At 50.2% G+C, this 21,622-nt stretch carries 11 protein-coding genes; 4 read left to right on the top strand and 7 right to left on the bottom strand.

The window, feature by feature from the left end; genetic code table 11:
• Positions 1–31 precede the first annotated feature (31 nt).
• The gene (locus EFER_RS03435; RefSeq protein ID WP_000109685.1) at positions 32–8,119 is read left to right on the top strand and encodes an adhesion domain-containing protein; all 8,088 of its coding nucleotides are present in this window, start codon (positions 32–34) and stop codon (positions 8,117–8,119) included.
• Positions 8,120–8,173: 54 nt separating this feature from the next.
• Here the strand turns inward: EFER_RS03435 and xseA are convergent, their stop codons facing one another.
• Positions 8,174–9,541 carry an exodeoxyribonuclease VII large subunit gene (gene xseA, locus EFER_RS03440; protein WP_000937872.1) on the bottom strand — a complete coding sequence of 456 codons (1,368 nt, stop codon included), beginning with the start codon at positions 9,539–9,541 and terminating at the stop codon, positions 8,174–8,176.
• 161 nt (positions 9,542–9,702) lie between these two features.
• Here xseA and guaB point away from each other — a divergent pair, with 161 nt between their 5' ends.
• Both guaB and guaA read left to right on the top strand, forming a co-directional pair.
• Entirely contained in the window at positions 9,703–11,169 is a 1,467-nt protein-coding gene (gene guaB, locus EFER_RS03445; RefSeq protein WP_001299507.1) for an IMP dehydrogenase, read from the top strand.
• 68 nt (positions 11,170–11,237) lie between these two features.
• Complete coding sequence (gene guaA, locus EFER_RS03450) at positions 11,238–12,815, top strand: glutamine-hydrolyzing GMP synthase (RefSeq protein ID WP_000138262.1); 1,578 nt, start codon at positions 11,238–11,240, stop codon at positions 12,813–12,815.
• A gap of 87 nt (positions 12,816–12,902) precedes the next feature.
• Here guaA and EFER_RS03455 read toward each other — a convergent pair whose 3' ends face one another.
• The 4 genes from EFER_RS03455 to EFER_RS03470 all read right to left on the bottom strand — a co-directional run bounded on the left by EFER_RS03455 (position 12,903) and on the right by EFER_RS03470 (position 15,215).
• Entirely contained in the window at positions 12,903–13,529 is a 627-nt protein-coding gene (locus EFER_RS03455; protein WP_000095793.1) for an SMI1/KNR4 family protein, read from the bottom strand.
• Positions 13,530–13,634: 105 nt separating this feature from the next.
• Positions 13,635–14,183 (bottom strand): DUF5384 family protein, encoded by a 549-nt coding sequence (locus tag EFER_RS03460; RefSeq protein WP_000722175.1) that lies wholly within the window; start codon positions 14,181–14,183, stop codon positions 13,635–13,637.
• Positions 14,184–14,198: 15 nt separating this feature from the next.
• Positions 14,199–14,717: an outer membrane lipoprotein gene (locus EFER_RS03465; RefSeq protein WP_072271629.1), complete on the bottom strand. Its 519-nt coding sequence runs from the start codon at positions 14,715–14,717 to the stop codon at positions 14,199–14,201.
• Between the two features lie 306 nt (positions 14,718–15,023).
• Positions 15,024–15,215, bottom strand: coding sequence for a YfgG family protein (locus EFER_RS03470; protein ID WP_000082274.1), 192 nt, complete (start codon positions 15,213–15,215; stop codon positions 15,024–15,026).
• 351 nt (positions 15,216–15,566) lie between these two features.
• Between EFER_RS03470 and EFER_RS03475 the strand changes: the two genes are divergently transcribed.
• Positions 15,567–17,816 carry a bifunctional diguanylate cyclase/phosphodiesterase gene (locus EFER_RS03475; RefSeq protein WP_000772602.1) on the top strand — a complete coding sequence of 750 codons (2,250 nt, stop codon included), beginning with the start codon at positions 15,567–15,569 and terminating at the stop codon, positions 17,814–17,816.
• A gap of 70 nt (positions 17,817–17,886) precedes the next feature.
• Here EFER_RS03475 and ppx read toward each other — a convergent pair whose 3' ends face one another.
• Together ppx and ppk1 are read right to left on the bottom strand one after the other, a co-directional pair.
• Positions 17,887–19,419, bottom strand: coding sequence for an exopolyphosphatase (gene ppx / locus EFER_RS03480; RefSeq protein WP_001121343.1), 1,533 nt, complete (start codon positions 19,417–19,419; stop codon positions 17,887–17,889).
• Positions 19,420–19,423: 4 nt separating this feature from the next.
• On the bottom strand, positions 19,424–21,490 hold the full coding sequence (ppk1, locus tag EFER_RS03485) for a polyphosphate kinase 1 (RefSeq protein WP_000529550.1): 2,067 nt from the start codon (positions 21,488–21,490) through the stop codon (positions 19,424–19,426).
• Positions 21,491–21,622 lie beyond the last annotated feature (132 nt).

Consider the following 21,622-nt stretch of genomic DNA (forward strand, 5'->3'; position numbering starts at 1 on the left):
ATGTTTTGTTTATCATGCTGGAGTTTTCTACATGTCGGTATGTCTGAAACCAGGAAAAATCATTATGCTTCTGGGCATGTTGGCAGCTTTTATGCTGTCTGACTTTGCACGGGCAGGGGTGGAATGGCAGACATATCCTGATTCTACAGGCGAGTTTAACGGAACCGTTCCTTTTGCCGATAGTGCCAGCGTTCCCGTCTATCAGGGCAGTGTTCAGCTTAATCCTGCTGAATCTCATGATGTCGGGTTTTCTGCTAAACCGAATGAATTTAGCGTTGACGATGACGCCGCTAACCTGATTGTTGCTAATCCTCAGGACAATGAAGGCGACCAGTTTTCCACACCACCTGCGCTGCGCTGGGAAAATCAAACACCCCCTACCGTCAGCCTGGTGTGGGCCGATGCCGTCACGCCCGATGTGCCCCTTAACCCACAACCTATTGCCAACCGTAGCTTTTGTGCTCAGGGGCTGGCCGGACGCTCGCTGGTGGCCTGGCCACAGATTGATGCGCAGCAAACCCTCCCACTGCTCTACCTGCTGACCTCGACCGGGTATCCCTATGCGGGGACGGTGGCGCTGGTGGACCAGAAAGTGACCCTGAACATCGCGCCCGCGCAGGGCGATTTAATCTCGGTGAGCGCCAGTGGTTTTAACGAAACGATCGCGGCGGCAAAAACCACCGTTGGCGACACCATCACGCTCACCGTCACCACTAAAGATTGTCAGGGCAACGTCGCGGGTAATATTCCGTTTATTATCAAACGTAAAGATGCTGAAAATCGCCAGGGGGCAGTGAATAATAGTGCGCCAGTGGTACTGGATAGCACCGAGTTAACGACGACGGCTACCGAATACCATGGCACTTCTGATGCCAACGGCACGGCAACCATCACGGTGAGCCAACCGTACGGCCCTGGCGTCAAAACGCCACTGGTGGTCAGCATTTCCGGCATTGCGCAAACCAGCGAAACCGCGGTGATTTTTACGGTGCTCACCAGCCCGGACGTGGCGCAGGCTACAATGTGGGGCCATATGGCGGAGACGGTAGAGGCGCACGGTTACACCTTCAGTCGACCAAAGCTGGCGGCAGAAGTCAGCAACGAAAGCGCCACGGTTGTCGATCATAACGAAACCTGGTCCACTTTCACCTGGAGCGGCGCAGATAGCCATTGCACCGTGCTGCCCGGCATGCGCCACTTCGGCGCGCTGGCGACCGTTATCCCCACATCGGTGCAGACAGTCCTTGGCTGGCCGATGCAGGGGGATTATTACTGGTCATCGCTGGCGGGCACCACCGGGCAGCACCATGCGGCGGATGTCTCTAACCGTGGTGAAACGCAAAAGCCGGATAGCACCCCGTTTCTTGTGAGCTGCGTGGATAAACCCGCGCCTGATGTCGAACCGAAAATCGTCCTTACGCCCGAAAACTATGATGATGCGGCACAGGCGATGAAAGCGAAGGTGGGCGAAGACGCCTCGATGCGTCTGATGATCACCGACAATAAAAATAACGATCAACCACTGGCGTACTACTACTTCTCGCTGCACCTGGATGACGGTGTTAACCGCAAGAATCAAACCGATTCCGCCTGGGAAGCCCATCCGGTGCAGATTACTGGTGGTTCGAATTTGCAACAGGTTGATGCGCACACCTATGAAGGTATAACCGATGTCAACGGTCAGGCTTCACTAACCCTGAGCCAACCCGACGGCGCAGGCGTGAAAACCCATATCACGGCGAAAATGCGCAGCAATTTTACGGCTACAGATGCCAAAGACGTGATTTTTACTGTGATCACCAGCCCGGACAGCGACAAAGCGCGGATGTGGGGCCATATGCGCGGCATTGTTGAATCTGGCAGCCTGTTCAAACGCCCATTACTGGCGGATGAAACTGAGCATGAACTGGGAACGGTGCGGGAAAATAACGAAGACTGGGCGCTGTTCGATCAAGACACCAGTATGCAGGCAGAATGCGGTGTGGGCCATATACCCCGGCAGAGTTCGCTGGAAGGCTTATTTACCGCCCATCCAGGCAACGCCATCGGCACGGAATATGGCTGGCCCACCGCCCAACAGAGCTACTTAAGCGCGGCGGAGCAAGCCACGCATTCATCGGTGAATCTGGCGAACGGGAGCGTCGACAGCTACTCCGGCTTTAAGCGAAATTATCTCTCCTGTTCGGGCAATGAGATGGTCGCGAACGTTGAAGTCAGTACCGATCACGATATCACCCCTGGCAGCAAAGCACAGGCCAAAGTGGGAGACACCATCGTGATGACCGTGCGTACGATTAACGCGCTCAATAATACTCCGGTTCCCTTTACAGCCTTCACCATCACTAAAGGCATGGGGTATAACCGAGCGGGGCAGGTGAGCGGGTTTGATGACCCGAGTAGCGGCGCAATCACGATGAATGGCACGCAATACGGCACATCACAGCCGTCGATGGTCTACACAGGTACGACAGATGCACAAGGCGTGGCAACGGTCGAAATAGAGCAACCCCAGGGGGTGGGGTTAAGAACCGTGCTGAGCATTACGCCGGTCAATTCCCATCTACCAAATGCCATTAATTACAATGTTATTTTTACCACCCCAACCAGCCCGGATGTTAGTGGGGCGCAGATGTGGGGCCATATGGATGAAACGATTACCGTTGATTCATTAACCTTTACCCGGCCTAAGCTGGCAGCAGAAATCACCAGTCCGGATGGCACATTAACGGAAAAAAACGAAGTCTGGGCGCGCGTTAGCCAGGCCAGTACGGCCATTACCAGTAAAGGCGGTTGCGGAGCCAATATGCTGCCGCGTCGCTCACAGCTCAGTGCGCTCTATGACGCTAATAACGGCAATGCGGTGCAAACCACACACGGCTGGCCGACGCAGCGTCAGCCCTACTGGAGCAGTTCCCCCGCGGATGTAACGCCGCACTATTACACCATTGCCCTGGATAACGGCGCACAGGCTATCGGCGGCGATACGCCGGTTTACGTCAGTTGCCTGACGACGGCGAACAAACCTGCCAGCAGCATTACGCTGGATGTGGTTGATAACGCACAGTGGGCTGCCGGAAATAACGCGGCGAAGCTGAAAAAAGGCGAAACGCTACGGGTTAAGGTAACGGTAAAAGATGCGCAGGGTAATCCGCTCACGGATATGCCATTTAAACTCAGTCGCGGAGACGGTTATACCCGCACGGGCGAAAAACATATTGCCGGTAGTGGCGATGCGCTGGTGGCACCGGTGGTGATTAACAGCGGGCTGGCGGATGAAACGACGTTGAACGACACCGCGGGATTTTATACTGCCATGACCGGCAGCGACGGCAGCAAAATCCTCAATATTACCCGCCCGGATACTCACGGCACCAAAACGGCGCTGACGGCGACGTTGTATTCCGATGCAACAAAAAAAGACAGCCTGGATACGATCTTTACTGTGGTCACCAGCCCGGATAGTAGCAAAGCGAAAATGTGGGGCCATATGCCGGAAACCTTAATGGCGGCAGATGGTACCGTTTTTAAACGCCCATTGCTGATAAAGGAACTGTCAAGTCAGACCGGGCGAACAGCAATATTCGAAGACAATGAAAACTGGGCGCTGTTTACCCAAACCCAGGCGAACTCAACCAGTAACGGCTGCGGCACTAGCTATGTTCCCACTCAGGCAGGGTTGTTGTCGTTGTTTGATAATCACGCTGGCAATACCATCAAAACCGTCCAGGGCTGGCCGGTAGTCACGCGTTATTTATCCAGCACGCCCGACAACACTGGCATGGAACAGCGTAACTACAAAGCGGTGGATCTCGGTAATGGCACCAGTGCCATGGTGTCAACGTCGACACTGGATCTACTGACCTGTCAAACCACGCCGGTCACCACGGTGAGCCAGATTCTACTGGAAGCGGCAGATCCTGCGGCCCTGGTTTATGTTGACGATACACTGAGTGTGGTTAAAGCCAAAAAAGGCGAAGAGTCGGTAGTGCGCGTCACCACGAAAGATGCGCAAGGTAACCCGGTTGGCAATGCGGCGTTTATTCTGAAACGTGCCACCAGCATAAACCGGAGGTATACATCAGCGACAGCGAGTGTAGGTGCGCTGACCGTAACCGATGCCTGGGGAAACACGCGGAGTAATTTTCAGGCAACAACCGAAATGATCTATGGCGTGACGGGGGCTGACGGGTCGACAACCTTTACGCTGAAACAGGATAACAGTACCGGGTTAAGAACAGATCTCACGGCATCACTGGATGGCGTCAGCAGCGTTCAGGCGACCCTCCCGGTGGTCTTTACCGTGGTAACCAGTCCAGATTCTCCTAAAGCGAATTTTTGGGGGCACATGCCTGAAACGGTAACGGCCTCTGATGGCATGACGTATAAGCGACCATTACTGTTTAAAGAACTTACCAATAACTATGCACGCTATAGCACTTTTGAGAATGGCGAAGATTGGGCAAGATTCAGTGTGGTTCAGTCAAATAACACCGATATGGATGGATGTGGTGCAGAGTATATGCCGACACTGGATGGCCTGAGGTCCTTGTACAGTGCCAATAGTGGTAATGCGATGGGGACAGTGCAGGGATGGCCGGTAGCAACCAGTTATCTCACCAATACACCGAGTGATACGCAATTAAGTAACCGTTATTACAATGTGGTGCAACTGAATTCCGGCGCGGTTTCTCAAATCGTGACCACCGTGCTGGCATTACAAACCTGTCGCACAACGCCTGCGGTTGTTGCCAGCCAGGTTTCTCTGGAGCCTGCGGACGCCACGCAATTTGTTAAGGTTGACGATACCCTGAGCGCCATTAAGGTGAAAAAAGGCGATGAGGTTGTTATCCGCGTCACGACCAAAGATGCGCAAGGAAACCCGGTGGGTAATACGCCGTTTACACTGAAGCGCAGCAGTTCTTTCAATCGCCAGAATGCATTAGTGACGATGCAGACTGTTTCGGTGACACCCGCAGCGGCCAGTACAGTTGATACCAATGCATCGGCCACCGTGTATGGCGTGACCGGGCCAGACGGAACCACCACGATAACACTCCGACAGGATGCGTCCACCGGACTCAAAACCGACTTTTATACCCTGTTGAACGATACCGGCGTGTCGTCGAACACCTTGCCTGTAATCTTCACCGTCGTCACCAGCCCGGATACACCACTGGCGGCCTACTGGGGGCATATGGCGGAAACCTTTACCAGCAGCGAAGGCGTCACCTTCAAACGGCCTTTCCTCAAAGCTGAACTTTCTGGTGGTACGGCGGTAACGACCAATAATGAAGTCTGGTCGCGTCTGACAGCAACGGAGAAAATGGATGCCAGCAAGGCTGGATGTGATGAGAGTTATCAACCGCTGACGACTGATATGCAGGGGTTGTATGCGGATTACCCTAACAACCAGTTGGGCACGGTGCTCGGCTTGCCGACTTCCGCCGGGTATATGTGGGCCTACGACATGATGACGGTTTCTGGCAGTAGCTGGAGCAACCAGGCGTTTTCACTCGTTAATGGTCAGACAGTTCAGGCACCGTCCAGTTATACGGCGGTAGTGATGTGCCTGGTGGAACCGCATACCGTTCCGGCGATGATAGAGATCACTTCAACAGCACAGGATGCGGCAAAAACGGCCAGCAATGGTGGTCGACCGAGCGCCGTAGCGAAGAAAGGGGAGACGATTCCGCTGACGGTGACCGTACGTGATAGCGCCGGGAATCCGGTACCCTACGCCGACTTTACCCTCACGCGTGGAACGACGCTGGATCGCTCGAAAGCAACCGTTAACTCGAGTGCGGACGATCTTACCGTGAAGTCATTGATACCCGCGAACAGTGACGCTGGGCTGACGGCAAATGGGGCAAAAGTGCTCAGAACAACGGGCAGTGATGGCACAGCCACCTTTGAAGTGAGCCAGAATGCCACGACCGGTCTGGCGACACCGATAACCGTCACGCTGGCGCGCGATACAACCAAAACCGCCACGCTGGATGTTATCTACACGGTGATAACCAGCCCGGACTCACCGAGTGCGAAATTCTGGGGGCACATGCCGGACACCTTTACCAGTTCGGCAGGTGTCACCTTCAGACGACCGCTGCTGAAAGCCGAAGCGACTTCAGGGTCATCGATTAGCACTAACGGCAATGGTGAAGTGTGGTCGTATATGAGCAACGTTCAAAATTTAACATCGACAGATTGTCCGCTGGAGAATCAACCGCGCAGTAATGAATTGTTGGATTTGTATAATGATCATCCCAACGGCGCGATAAAGACTGACCTGGGGCTGCCGATATATGCAGGCAAGTGGTGGGCTTATGATATGGTCATGCCGGATTTATATACGTGGCAGTATCAGACGGTCAGTCTGAGCGCAGGAGATATCGCGAAGAGCTCAGCAAACAACGCGCTGATGCTTTGCCTGACGAAGCCGCATCCTGCAGGCGTCAGCGTAATGTTGACGTCATCCGCAATGGATAACGCCAGAACCCTCAGTAATGGCGGGCGACCCAGCGCATCAGTGAAAAAAGGTAACCCACTGCCAATTGTGGTGACGGTCAAAGATCGTGATGGCAACCCGCTGGCGGGAGAGGCCGTGACGCTCAGGCGTGGTTCAGCGATGAGTCGTTCAGGAACAGGAGTGAACACGGCGGCAAATGGAATGACGTTGACAGAATTGACACCTGTGTCGGCGGAGTTTTCTCTGGCCGCACACGATACGCAATGGCAAGGTTTCACCGGCAGTGATGGTACGGCCACTTTCAATGTTGAACAGCCTGAGACCATCGGCCTGGCCATCTCCTTCACCGCTATACTGGCGCGAGATGTCGCAACTACCAGCGTCCTTGATGCGATCTTTACCGTGGTCACCAGCCCGGATTCCGCAATGGCGACCTACTGGGGCCATATGCCGGATACAGTAACGGCGGAAAACGGCGTGGTCTTTGAACGGCCTAAATTGTTGAAAGAGCTGCCGTCGAGCGCCGGAGTCAGTCAGGTGACGGATAACAATGAAGTGTGGCCGTTGTTTAAGGCAACGCAAAGGGAAGATAGCAGCCTCAGTCCTTGTGAAGCGGCACGTCGGCCATTGAGCGATGATTTATTATCGCTCTACGCGCGCTATCCGGGGAACACGCTGACGACTCAAATCGGCTGGTCTACGAAGTATGCATGGTGGGCACTGGATAACAAGCAGGGGAATGCCCTGGTTGTCAGTCTGAATAATGGTTTTGAGTCGTCGACGGCGAGTACGGGGTATCAGGGATGTCTGGTCAATCCCCGCGCGACCGTCTCCAGCGTCACGCTGACATCGACGGCGATGGATGTCAGTACGCAGGCGGCGAAGGTAAAAAAAGGTGAAGCCGTGCCCCTCGTTGTTACCGTAAAAGACAGCGCCGGGAAGCCGGTACCGAATGTCGCTTTCACCTTAAAACGTGGTGATGCCATGCCGCGTAACAGCGGAGCGACGTTGTATGGTGATGTTGCGGCGATGGATGATATGACGGTACAACCTGTCAGCGGGACGGTGGTAACGCTGACTGACAGTGGGAATACGGTTGACGGTGTGACAGGGGCAGACGGTACGGCAAGTTTTACCGTTCGTCAGGATAATACACCTGGATATAAAACGCCGTTGACGGTGACGCTGACCAATAACGCCGCGATAACCGCTATGCTGGATACCATTTTCACCGTGCCGACCAGTCCGAATGTTGCCACGGCTTATTTCTGGGGACATATGGCGGATACCGCCACTGTAAGTGGCAAGACGTTACATCGCCCACTATTGAAATCAGAGTTGCCGTCAGGGGCTACAGCGGCAGGTACACCAAATGTGAATAATGAAACCTGGGCGCTGGCACATGTTATAGATGCTAATAAATGGGATATTGCACAGCAGTGCGACAGTATGAATAACGCGCCAACCACCGCAGAATTACAGACATTGCATTCTGGCTTTAGCTCGCTGGGGTGGCCTTCCTCGATAAGCTTCCCATATTTATCTACTGATAAGGCCGGGTCGTTTTACTGTGGTATTGAAGAAGGGGCTGGCACGCTAAACTGTGGTATTCAGCCTGCGAAAACATCCGGGTTTGCTACATGCTTCAGGTAAGGTTATCCAGCTTTAAATATCGCCGTGCCCGAAAGACAGATACGTATAGAGTAATTAGTTTTTTTTGCGCGGCTTGCGGCTTTTCGTCACAGCACTCACTTCACTGATCACTACGCCATCGCCCAGGCGAGTGGTCAGTGTCTCACCCACTTTCACCTGCTTAACCTGTTTCAGCACCGCGCCATCAGCAGCGCTGGTAACGCTATAACCGCGTGCCAGTGTGGACAGTGGACTCACCGCTTCGAGGTGCGTCACTGTGTTACCAAAGCGTTCGCGCATAGCGCTAAGCTGCGCGCGCAAGTTTTCCGCTAAACGATATTCCAGTTGCTGAACCCGCGTTTGTGCGCGATGAATCTTCGGTTGCGGGTTTTGCTGATTCAGCCGCAGTGTTAATCGCTGCTGTTGCTGACCGGCGCGTTTAAGCTGATTCTCCAACGCAAAGCTCATCCGCTTTTGCAGACGCTCAAGGGTGGTTTGCTGACGCGCCAGCCGGAGCTGTGGATGCTGCTGCTGCAAGCGGTGATGGATCTGCGTAAAACGTCGCGTGCGGTTGGCGAGGTAGTAATCCATCGCCATTTCCAGCCGTTGCTGCGCAGACTGCACCTGACGCAGTAACTCTTGCTGATTGCGGCTCACCACTTCGGCGGCGGCTGACGGTGTTGGTGCGCGTAAATCGGCAACAAAATCGGCAATGGTCACATCGGTTTCATGCCCGACAGCGCTGACTACCGGAATGCGGCTGGCAAAAATCCCCCGCGCCACGCGTTCGTCGTTAAAACTCCATAAATCTTCCAGCGAACCACCGCCACGCCCGACGATCAATACGTCACATTCGTTGCGAAGATTCGCCAGCTCAATGGCACGAACGATTTGCCCTGGTGCGTCATCGCCCTGAACGGCTGTGGGGTAAATAATCACTGGCAGGGAAGGATCGCGACGCTTTAACACGTGCAAAATATCGTGCAGTGCGGCGCCCGTTTTTGAGGTGATGACACCCACGCAGTGCGCAGGGGAGGGGAGTGTTTTTTTAAGTTGCTGATCGAACAAACCTTCAGCCTGCAACTTCGCTTTAAGCTGTTCGTACTTCTGTTGCAGCAAACCTTCACCAGCGGGCTGCATACTTTCGACGATAATCTGATAATCGCCGCGCGGTTCATACAGTGTAATGTTGGCACGAACTAAAACCTGTTGCCCATGCTGCGGGCGAAAGGTCACCCGGCGATTGCTGTTGCGGAACATCGCGCAGCGCACCTGGGCGTTATCGTCTTTAAGCGTAAAGTACCAGTGACCGGAAGCCGGTTGTGTGAAATTAGAGATTTCGCCACTGATCCACACCTGCCCCATCTCATGCTCAAGCAGCAGACGAACCGTTTGATTCAGGCGGCTAACGGTAAAAATTGCAGGGGATTGAGAAGGTAACATGTGAGCGAGATCAAATTCTAAATCAGCAGGTTATTCAGTCGATAGTAACCCGCCCTCCGGGGATAGCAAGCATTTTTTGCAAAAAGGGGTAGATGCAATCGGTTACGCTCTGTATAATGCCGCGGCAATATTTATTAACCACTCTGGTCGAGATATTGCCCATGCTACGTATCGCTAAAGAAGCTCTGACGTTTGACGACGTTCTCCTCGTTCCTGCTCATTCTACCGTTCTGCCGAATACTGCTGACCTCAGCACCCAGCTGACGAAAACTATTCGTCTGAATATCCCTATGCTCTCCGCAGCAATGGATACCGTAACGGAAGCGCGCCTGGCTATCGCCCTGGCTCAGGAAGGCGGTATCGGTTTTATCCACAAAAACATGTCCATTGAACGCCAGGCTGAAGAAGTTCGCCGCGTGAAAAAACACGAATCTGGCGTGGTAACCGATCCGCAGACTGTTCTACCAACCACGACGCTGCGCGAAGTGAAAGAACTGACCGAGCGTAACGGTTTTGCAGGCTATCCGGTAGTTACCGAAGAAAACGAACTGGTCGGCATCATCACCGGTCGTGACGTGCGTTTTGTTACCGATTTGAACCAGCCGGTTAGCGTTTACATGACGCCGAAAGAGCGTCTGGTAACAGTGCGTGAAGGCGAAGCCCGTGAAGTGGTGCTGGCAAAAATGCACGAAAAACGCGTTGAAAAAGCGCTGGTGGTTGATGATGAATTCCACCTGATCGGCATGATCACTGTGAAGGACTTCCAGAAAGCGGAACGTAAACCGAACGCGTGTAAAGACGAACAAGGCCGTCTGCGTGTAGGTGCAGCGGTTGGCGCGGGCGCTGGTAACGAAGAGCGTGTTGATGCGCTGGTTGCCGCAGGCGTTGACGTTCTGCTGATCGACTCCTCTCACGGTCACTCTGAAGGTGTTCTGCAGCGTATCCGTGAAACTCGCGCTAAATATCCTGACCTGCAAATCATCGGCGGCAACGTGGCAACAGCTGCAGGTGCCCGCGCGCTGGCAGAAGCCGGTTGCAGTGCCGTTAAAGTGGGTATCGGCCCTGGTTCTATTTGTACTACCCGCATTGTTACTGGCGTCGGTGTTCCGCAGATCACCGCCGTTGCTGACGCAGTAGAAGCCCTGGAAGGCACCGGGATTCCGGTTATCGCTGACGGTGGTATTCGTTTCTCTGGCGATATCGCCAAAGCTATCGCTGCTGGTGCAAGCGCGGTGATGGTAGGTTCCATGCTGGCGGGTACTGAAGAATCCCCAGGTGAAATCGAGCTCTACCAGGGCCGTTCTTACAAGTCTTACCGTGGGATGGGCTCTCTGGGCGCGATGTCCAAAGGTTCTTCTGACCGTTACTTCCAGAGCGACAACGCTGCCGACAAACTGGTGCCGGAAGGTATCGAAGGTCGCGTAGCCTATAAAGGTCGCCTGAAAGAGATCATTCACCAGCAGATGGGCGGCCTGCGCTCCTGTATGGGCCTGACCGGCTGTGGTACTATCGACGAACTGCGTACTAAAGCGGAGTTTGTACGTATCAGCGGTGCGGGCATTCAGGAAAGCCACGTTCACGACGTGACCATTACTAAAGAGTCCCCGAACTACCGTCTGGGCTCCTGATTCTCTTCGCCCGACTTCATGTCGGGCGATTTATATTATCTGTTTCACTTGCCTCGGAATAAGCGTCAATGACGGAAAACATTCATAAGCATCGCATCCTCATTCTGGACTTCGGTTCTCAGTACACCCAACTGGTTGCGCGCCGCGTGCGTGAACTGGGTGTTTACTGCGAACTGTGGGCGTGGGATGTGACAGAAGCACAAATTCGTGACTTCAATCCAAGCGGCATTATTCTTTCCGGCGGCCCGGAAAGCACCACCGAAGAAAACAGCCCGCGTGCGCCGCAGTATGTCTTTGAAGCAGGCGTACCGGTATTCGGCATTTGCTATGGCATGCAGACCATGGCAATGCAGTTGGGCGGTCATGTTGAAGCCTCTAACGAACGTGAATTTGGCTATGCGCAGGTTGAAGTCGTAAACGACAGCGCACTGGTTCGCGGTATCGAAGATGCTCTGACAGCAGACGGGAAACCTCTGCTCGATGTCTGGATGAGCCACGGCGATAAAGTTACCGCTATCCCGTCCGACTTCATCACCGTAGCCAGCACCGAAAGCTGCCCGTTCGCCATCATGGCTAACGAAGAAAAACGCTTCTATGGCGTACAGTTCCACCCGGAAGTGACTCACACTCGCCAGGGTATGCGCATGCTGGAGCGTTTTGTGCGTGATATCTGCCAGTGTGAAGCCCTGTGGACGCCAGCGAAAATTATCGACGATGCTGTAGCCCGTATCCGCGAGCAGGTAGGCGACGATAAAGTGATCCTTGGCCTCTCTGGTGGCGTGGATTCCTCCGTAACCGCAATGCTGCTGCACCGCGCAATCGGCAAAAACCTGACTTGCGTATTCGTCGACAACGGCCTGCTGCGTCTCAATGAAGCAGAGCAGGTTCTGGATATGTTTGGCGATCACTTTGGTCTGAACATTGTTCACGTTCCGGCAGAAGATCGCTTCTTGTCAGCGCTGGCTGGTGAAAACGATCCGGAAGCAAAACGTAAAATCATCGGTCGCGTTTTCGTTGAAGTATTCGATGAAGAAGCGCTGAAACTGGAAGATGTGAAGTGGCTGGCGCAGGGTACTATCTACCCTGATGTTATCGAATCTGCCGCATCTGCAACCGGTAAAGCGCACGTCATCAAATCTCACCACAACGTGGGCGGCCTGCCGAAAGAGATGAAGATGGGCCTGGTTGAACCGCTGAAAGAGCTGTTCAAAGACGAAGTGCGTAAGATTGGTCTGGAGCTGGGCCTGCCGTACGACATGCTGTACCGTCACCCGTTCCCGGGACCAGGCCTCGGCGTTCGTGTTCTGGGTGAAGTGAAGAAAGAGTACTGTGATCTGCTGCGCCGTGCTGACGCCATCTTTATTGAAGAACTGCGTAAAGCGGACCTGTACGACAAAGTCAGCCAGGCGTTCACCGTCTTCCTGCCAGTACGTTCCGTTGGTGTAATGGGCGATGGCCGTAAGTATGACTGGGTTGTCTCTCTGCGTGCTGTCGAAACCATCGACTTTATGACCGCACATTGGGCGCATCTGCCGTACGATTTCCTCGGTCGCGTTTCCAACCGCATTATCAATGAAGTGAACGGTATTTCCCGCGTGGTGTATGACATCAGCGGCAAGCCGCCAGCAACTATTGAGTGGGAATGATTTCCCGATAATTGATTAATGATCATGGCACAAGGATAAGTGCCATCATTAAATATTCTTCACATCTAATTAAGATACTACTCTGACTTAATACATCCATTTTTCCACCAACGCTTCACCTAATTTCTCGCGTAACATTTCTTCGTTATCTTCCTCACCATGCACTGTGAGCAGACATTTAAACATGACCAGGTCGAGATACTGACCAACATCACTAAACATTTGTGTCAGCATCGGTGGACAGTCGTGATCAAAGTACCAGACTTCGCCTGTTACCCGGTGAAAACACCACAAATTGCCATTCCCTAAATAGTCACCAAAAGCGATAAGTTGGTCGACAAGATTCCTCTGTTCATCACTATCAGAAAGATCTTCCAGAAGATCTGTAATCCCTGGGTACGCGTCGATTAATGGTTCAATTGCCGCGTAAGGTGCCGGTTGCACACTGCAAAGCGTTTCCACCAGATCAAGAGCGCCAATGTGTTCATGATATGTGCGAAGTAATAGGGGAATGGTACACCCCAACCTTTGTTCGAGCGCATCAATTTCACTGGCGAGAACAGGGGTAATGGGTGAGAGTCGGTTCCACTCTACACTCCAGGCAAGGGCACAGGCGCGCCACCAGTTAATACGTGCAAAAATATCCGTAAATTCTGGCCATACCAATGGTGGAATGTCACTTTCAGTTATTATGGCGTCAGATTTTGAGCTCATATCAAGATTGACCTTATTTAAATCGAGTACAGGAATCTGTTTTTTTAATGAAAAAGCCCAAACTGCAGGCAGTTTGGGCTTGACTTAATCATACATCGCAAAAGTTTAATTAAACCAGCTATCTGACTTCTCGGCTTTGTTCTCTTCTGCTTTGCCTACGCTTTTGAGTAAATCGCGACCGCCCTCGGACATGTTTCGATTTGCATCAGCTTCCGACTGCACAACGTCGGTATGCGCAGCTGAACGTTTGAGCTCTTGATCGATGAATTCGTTCTCGCGTTTAACTCGCGCTTCTTCCCTTGCCAGAGCCAGTTTTTGTTTCTGGATCTCTAAGCTTCGAAGTTCATCTTCATAGCCTTGATCACGTTTTTTATCTTTGCTTGCTTCAGCATCCAGTTTGTCCTGACGAGCCTGGCGTTCTGCTGCCGCAGCAGCAGCTTTTTTATTCGCTGCTGCCTGGGCGTTAGCACGCCGTTGCTTCTCTTGCTGGATCTCCCTGTTGCGTTGCGCTACCCATTCGTCATGCTCTTTTTTCGCTTCATTTTTACCTTGCTGTTCAGCTTCTGCGACAGCAGAAAGTTGATCCTGTAATGAAGCGGCAAAAACAGTGCTACTAAGCGTAGATAGAATGGCGCATAGCAAAATTTTCTTCATGACACCCCCCTGATATTATTTCTTCTCAGGGCATTGCGCGTTTGGCTGAATGCGGGTTTCATTGTAAGCGGTAGAGATGACCACCGCCAAACCAGTGGTGAACTGGCACTGTTTCCCTACCTGAGTTGAGGTATATACTTTTTTGCCTTCTTTATAGGTTAAGGAAACACCTTCAACTAACACTTTGTCATCAACCATGGAACCTGCCGCCGCACCAGCTGCACCGCCAGCAACAGCGCCTGTGGTGGTGTTCAGTGTGCTACGAGAACCGACGTTGTGGCCAGCTACGCCGCCAGCGACAGCACCCAATACCGCACCGAACGTCTGTGCAGCTTGTTTATTTTTCGTATTATCCACCGCAACTTTTGCTGGCAGAACGGAAATAATATTAACCGTCTTAGTCTCTTGTTTAGAGTTTAACTGATCGGTCTGATAGACATCGGCCGCATGTTCATCGGCATTTGACTGACACCCGGTAAGAGCAATAGAAGCCATAATTGCTACAGGTAATAAACATTTTTTAAAATTCATCACTATTCCTTGTTGTGTGTATTGAGAAAACAGCCTATTTAAGATCATCGCAATTAAAAAGTAAATCGAGTGCGTAGAAACAAGAAAAGAAAATTAATAATTATATTTTTGGTGAATGTAATGATGAATAATATATGATTTATTATATACATTTAATGTATAAATTTTTCCTAATTAACTAATCTTTATATGATTCAGTGTATATTACATATATACCCACATCATCTAAGGTTAACTGCAAATACAGACAGGAAAATATCAGCATCAGACGTTATGCTGTTTAGAAGTTATCGCAAGGTAATAAACACGTTAGCGTTGAGTATGGGAACTGCTGGAGAGAGTGGATTGTTGTGCTTCCTTTTTGTCCTGATGATGATGCCAGGCGCCGACGGAAGAGTAGATGAAGCGACCAAAGAAGAAGATAAAGCTGATAAGCAGTACGATACGGGTCATGCGACTGTTAAATCGATGTCGTTTTCGTAAACTGGTGGGCTGGCTCACAACGGGTTCCTTCGGTTAAACCCCAAAAAATGGGCGATACTTACATTAAGGCATACTGCTCAGAAATGGTCAATTCTTACGATTGTAAAAATATGTCAGCGCTTTCATTCGTAAATGTTATGAGAAATAGAATATTATTTGCATTAATAATGAGTTATTGATAACAGCAAAAAATAAACGTAATAAATGATTAATGGTGACCAAATAATTTGATATATATCAATTGATGCTTCAGAGTGAGCACTAAAATTGTCACCTCATTTGTGATGTTTATCATTACTATAATCTTAAGTCAGGTGGGATGCCTGTCTGTAAACACCCTCAGGGGAGAGGGGTTTCTACTGAGCATCTATGAAACTGAATGCCAAATATATAAAATTCCGAGATAAATGGTGGGCACTTCCGCTTATTCTTCCGTGTTTTTTACTTCCTTTATTAGCTAGCGCAAATAGTTACACTCATATTAGTTCTGGTAACGTAACACTCTTTTACTTGCCTTTGGCATTAATGATTAGCCTGATGTTATTTTTTGGTTGGGGTGCATTGCCAGGCATCATATTATCGATATTTTTGCGTAAATATCATGATGTTGGCTTATATGAAACACTGACTATATCAGCCAATTTTGTGCTCATTATTGTGCTAAGTTGGGGCGGATATCGGGTGTTTGTTCCCCGCCGGAGTCACATTTCACATGGCAATGCGCAACTTCTCTTTCAGCGGCTTTTCTGGCAGGTTTTTTGCCCGGCAGTCTTGTTTTTGTTGCTTTTCCAGTTTGCTTCTTTTGTCGGATTGTATGGCAGTCGCTCCAGCCAGATTGGCATAATGCCTTTTAATATTAGTACATTAATAAATTTTCAGTCACTGCTGGTGGGCAATCTGGTCGGTGTTCCACTTTGCTACGTTATTATTCGTATTTTACGTAACCCATTGCATATATTTGGCTATTATTCTCAGCTAAAACAACAGGTTGACAGAAAGGTCAGCAAAAAGGAATTTGTCTTGTGGTTAATGGTATTGACTGCATTGATGACTTTGCTCTGTATGCCATTGAATACCCGCAGTTCAATTTTCAGCACCAATTACACCTTATCGCTGCTTCTACCGGTGATGTTGTGGGGAGCGATGCGTTATGGCTACCGATTGATCTCACTGATATGGGCGGCGGTTCTGATTATCGGTATTCATAATCACAAAAGTTATATGCCGTGGTATGCAGGATACGATGTTCAGTTGGCGATTACTTCTTCGAGCTATCTGGTATTTTCTTTTATTATTAATTACATGGCAGTACTTGCTACCCGGCAGCGGGCGGTGGTAAACCGCATTCGCCGCCTGGCTTATTTCGATCCTGTAGTCCATTTGCCCAATATTCGTTCCCTTAATCGCACTTTGGCGAGTGCTCCCTGGTCGGTTATTTGTTACTTGCGCGTACCTGGCATGGAAATGTTAGTAAAAAACTACGGCATCATGTTGCGTATTCAGTACAAGCAGAATATTTCCCACTGGCTCGCACCGATGCTGGAGAAAGATGAATATGTTTACCAGTTGTCGGGTAATGATCTCGCATTACGTCTGAATACAGAAGGCCACCAGGAGCGTATTGAAGCGATAGATAAGCACCTGAAAAATTTCCGCTTTATGTGGGACGGAATGCCACTCCAGCCACAAATCGGTATCAGTTATTGTTATGTACGTTCGCCAGTTAACCATATCTATTTATTACTTGGTGAATTAAGTACTGTCGCAGAGCTCTCTATCGCGACAAATGCGCCAGAAAGTATGCAACGTCGCGGCGCGATGCATGTACAAAGAGACCTGAAAGATAAAGTAGCGATGATGAACCGTCTGCAACAGGCGCTTGAGCATGACCGTTTTTGCCTGATGGCGCAGCCGATTGTTGGTGTGCGGGGGGATGTTTATCACGAAATTTTGCTGCGTATGGAAGATGACGCTAACGGCAGGATCAATCCGGATATTTTCCTTCCAGTTGCCCACGAGTTCGGTTTGTCTTCCGCAATTGATCTATGGGTGATTGAACATACTCTGCAGTTTATGGCCGTAAACCGGGAGAAGATCCCGGCGCAGCGCTATGCGATTAACTTATCTCCAACATCTGTGTGTCGCCAGCGTTTACCGGAAGAGGTCAGGCATTTGTTGACCAAATACCAAATCGAAGCATGGCAGCTTATTTTCGAGGTTACCGAAAGTAATGCACTGACAAATATGGAACAGGCGCAAAACACCTTATTACAGTTGCAGGAACTAGGCTGTCGAATAGCCATTGATGATTTCGGTACAGGTTATGCCAGTTACGCACGGCTGAAAAACGTGAATGCCGATATTATGAAAATTGATGGTAGTTTTATCCGTAATATTGTCTCTAACAGCCTCGATTACCAGATTGTGGCATCGATCTGCCATCTTGCACGAATGAAAAAAATGCAGGTGGTTGCTGAATATGTAGAAAATGAAGAGATCCATCAGGCGGCATTGTCGCTGGGAATCGATTATTTTCAGGGTAATTTCTTTGGTGAGGCGAAACCGCTAAACGAAATTGTTGCGCAGAATGAGCAGCTAAAGAAATGCGTCAATCAATGAATCAAAACGCGTAATAAGGCTGGCCCGATGTGAAATCGGGCCACTTGTATCTCTTATGCTGTAACGCACATTATTTAGATATACCTTCTTCTTCAATCTTAAGTCGCCAGCCAGTGACTGAACTCCAGTACTCTTGCTCTTTTTCCAGATCCAACAATACCAGCGCATTCTGACTAAACCAGTCGTGGGGAAAGCGTAATGTCCAGTGGTTGTCATCTGTAATTAGTGTCAGTGTAGGCGGAGTGGTCGTCGCCTGACGCTGATTATTCAGCAACACACCAAGGCGCAGTAGCTGAATTAGCGGTAAATACTGTTTCTTCTTAAATAAGGTAAACCGGGGAAGATCGTCGAGCTTAATCGCTTTTCGATGATAGCGCACAAGGGTTGCCATCATCATTTGTTGTTCCTGATTAAACCCAGGTAAATCGCTGTTTTGCAAGATATAAGCTGAATGGCGATGCAAACCGCTGTGGTTAATATTCAGGCCAACTTCATGGAGCATAGCTGCCCAGCGTAACAACGCTTCAAGTTGCGGATGTGCAAGCTTAGGTTGCTGTGATTGCCACTGCTCATACATATGCATAGTGGTATCAAGAACACGGCGGGCTTGATCGCTGTCGATATGGTACTGATTCGCCAGGCTACTGGCGGTGCGGCTGCGCACATCCTGATGACGAAATCGGCCTTCCATTTCGTACAACACACCTTCGCGCAGGGCTCCGTCAGAAAGTCGCAATTCGCGAATGGCTAACGCATCAAACACCCCACAAAGTATCGCCAGGCCAGGTACAAATACCGCCTTACGCTCTTCAGATAATCCAGGCAAACTCAAGGCGGCAAAGTTGCGGTGCTTCAGGACTTCTTTCACCAATTTGTCGAGCCGTTCCTGGGTGATGATCCCATCGTCCTCGCCCATTTCGATAAGCACTTCATGGGCAGCTTTAATCGTTCCCGAGGCACCAAGCGCTACATTCCAGCCTTGAATGCGGAATTGCCAGGTGAGATTCTCCAGCTTTTGCACTGCAGCCATTCGCGCCCGCTGAAAATTCTCTTTATTAATGACGCCGCCAGGAAAATAGAGTTGTGCAAAACTCACACAGCCCATACGACGGCTTTCAACCAGAATCGGTTCGAAGTCTTCGCCGATGACCAGTTCTGTCGACCCACCTCCGATATCAATCACCAGCTTGCGGCCTTTTTCTGGTTGTGTGTGTTCCACACCCATAAAAATCAGACGCGCCTCTTCGTTGCCGGAGATGATCTCAATTGGGTAGGGGATGACTTTCTCCGCTCGCTTCAAAAAAATGGTCGCATTCTGCGCCTGACGTAATGTATGTGTTCCCACAATACAAACGCTGGAGGGAGAAAAACCTTGCAAACGTTCAGCAAACAGTGACAAGCAATTTAAACCACGCTCCATCGCTTCTTCGCTGAGCATGTTATCTTCACCAAGACCATCAGCCAGGTGGACGCGCTGTTTCAGGCGACCAATAATTTGCATTGCGCCATCGACCACACGGGCAATGACCATATGAAAACTGTTTGATCCCAGGTCGACAGCGGCAAATTCCTGCGGTCGTGGTGATTTATCATGTATTGGCATAGGGTTAGTCGGGTTGTTCAAGTGATTTGATATAATCGTAAATCGCCAGTTGTGCCTGAACTTTGCGGCGATTGCCGCGTGGCACATAGCGGTTACTCAGCTCTTTATCGATAAAACGTGCTTTTACTGTGTCGCTAAACAAAATATCAATGATATCCAGAACACGCTGCTTCAGGCGTGGGTCCAGAATCGGAGTTGCCACCTCAATACGATAATCAATATTGCGCGTCATCCAGTCCGCAGAGGAGAGCCAGACCTGCTTGTCGCCGCCGTTTTCAAAAATATAGACCCGGTCATGTTCCAGATATCGGTCAACAATGCTGATAGCCCGAATGTTATCGCTGATGCCCTCAAGGTGAGGGATCAGTGAACACATACCACGTACTAACAAATTGACCTGCACACCGGAACCGGATGCCGCATAAAGTCTGTCTACCAGTCCTTTGTCTACCAGGTTGTTCAGTTTCAGGGTAATACCAGAGGGTAAGCCCTGTTGAGCATTGGCAATTTCCCGGTCGATCATGTCATACAGTAACCGACGTGAGTTTTGCGGTGAAACCATCAGATAATCGAAGGTTACCGGACGATAGGGATTCTCAATAAAGTTAAACACCCGGCGTACTTCATTGGTGATACGAGCGTCGGCGGTCAGTAACGAGTAATCGGTATACAGGCGCGCGGTTTTTTCGTTGAAGTTACCCGTACCGATATGGGCGTAACGCACAACTTCATCGCCTTCTTTACGCGAAATCAGGAACAGCTTGGCGTGTATTTTTAGCCCAGGTGCAGAGAAAATCACATGTACGCCAGCTTCTGTCAGGCGCTTTGCCCAGTGAATATTGGCTTCTTCATCAAAACGGGCCTGTAATTCAACCACCACGGTGACTTTTTTACCGTTGTGAGCGGCATGGATCATTGAATCAATGATGCGAGAGTCTTTCGCTACGCGATAAATATTGATTTTGATTGCCAGTACACTGGGATCGAAAGAGGCCTGACGCAGCAATTCCAGCACATGTTCAAAGGTGTGATAAGGATAATAGAGCAGCACGTCACGTTCGCGGATAGCATCGAAACCGTTACGGAATTTATCTTTATCAAACCAGATATGGCGCAACCGCGGCAGCGGCTTATTTACCAGATTCGCTTTGCCAACATTGGGGAAATTAATAAAGTCTTTAAAGTTATGATAACGTCCGCCAGGAACAATAGAGTCATAACGAGAAATGGTTAATTTCTCGCGCAGCACTTCGACTAATGCGTCGGGCATATCACGTTGATAAACAAACCGCACAGGTTCAGCCGTCAGGCGCTGTTTCAGGCTGGACGACATCAACTCCATCAGACTGGATTCCATTTCGTGCACCAGGTCGTACTCGGCATCACGAGTCATCTTCATGGAATAGGCATTTAAGGCGTCATAATCAAAAAAGCCTTTGAAGATATCATCCAGGCAGTAACGGAGAATATTGTCCAGCAAAATCATTGGCTTGCGACGACGCGGAGCTTCCGGGGGCAGATTCACAAAGCGTGGCACTTTATCTGAAGGTATTTCCAGGAGTGCATAACGAATGGAATCTCCACGGATAATTTCCACCGCCAGATAGGTGTAGTCATCTTTCAGGAACTGCACCAGGTCCGTTTCACGGTTAATTAAAATCGGGGTAATGTGTTGGCGAAGGTACTGCTTAAAGTAATGACGCAGCCAAATTTGTTGATTAACCGACAGTTGCCGTTCATTAATCAGGAAAATTTGATTACGTGCCATCTCAAGTAGTAGCTCGTTGTACAGGCCGTCAAATTCCTGATCGGCCTTCAAAACGCGGGACTGGATTTTACCTAACAGATGGCGAGAATGTGAGTTCGAACCTTGTTCTTCGCTAATAATGATACGGCGCTTCAGTTCGGCGAAGCGGACTTTATAGAACTCATCAAGGTTATTGGAATAGATCCCCAGGAAACGCATCCTTTCAATCAGCGGATTGGATTTATCCGCTGCTTCCTGGAGCACGCGTTCATTAAACGCTAACCAACTGAGCTCTTTCTCGATGTATAGCTTTTCCTGACCCATTACCTCTTTTACTCCGTTTTATTCACGGGAAACTGCCGGGTTATTATGACGAGCATATTGACCAGATGTCCAACAGTGTCAGACAAGTATGGTTAAAGTCGGTGGAGAACCGATTTTAAATGCTGTTAAATG

Origin of the sequence: Escherichia fergusonii ATCC 35469, assembly GCF_000026225.1 — a bacterium.
Lineage (GTDB): Bacteria > Pseudomonadota > Gammaproteobacteria > Enterobacterales > Enterobacteriaceae > Escherichia > Escherichia fergusonii.

Bases quoted from the DNA above. Each gene is read 5' to 3' on its own strand.
- ppk1 (WP_000529550.1), bottom strand. From the start codon at position 21,490: ATGGGTCAGGAAAAGCTATACATCGAGAAAGAGCTCAGTTGGTTAGCG.
- EFER_RS03435 (WP_000109685.1), top strand. From the start codon at position 32: ATGTCGGTATGTCTGAAACCAGGAAAAATCATTATGCTTCTGGGCATG.
- EFER_RS03460 (WP_000722175.1), bottom strand. From the start codon at position 14,183: ATGAAGAAAATTTTGCTATGCGCCATTCTATCTACGCTTAGTAGCACT.
- guaA (WP_000138262.1), top strand. From the start codon at position 11,238: ATGACGGAAAACATTCATAAGCATCGCATCCTCATTCTGGACTTCGGT.
- ppx (WP_001121343.1), bottom strand. From the start codon at position 19,419: ATGCCAATACATGATAAATCACCACGACCGCAGGAATTTGCCGCTGTC.
- guaB (WP_001299507.1), top strand. From the start codon at position 9,703: ATGCTACGTATCGCTAAAGAAGCTCTGACGTTTGACGACGTTCTCCTC.
- xseA (WP_000937872.1), bottom strand. From the start codon at position 9,541: ATGTTACCTTCTCAATCCCCTGCAATTTTTACCGTTAGCCGCCTGAAT.
- EFER_RS03455 (WP_000095793.1), bottom strand. From the start codon at position 13,529: ATGAGCTCAAAATCTGACGCCATAATAACTGAAAGTGACATTCCACCA.
- EFER_RS03475 (WP_000772602.1), top strand. From the start codon at position 15,567: ATGAAACTGAATGCCAAATATATAAAATTCCGAGATAAATGGTGGGCA.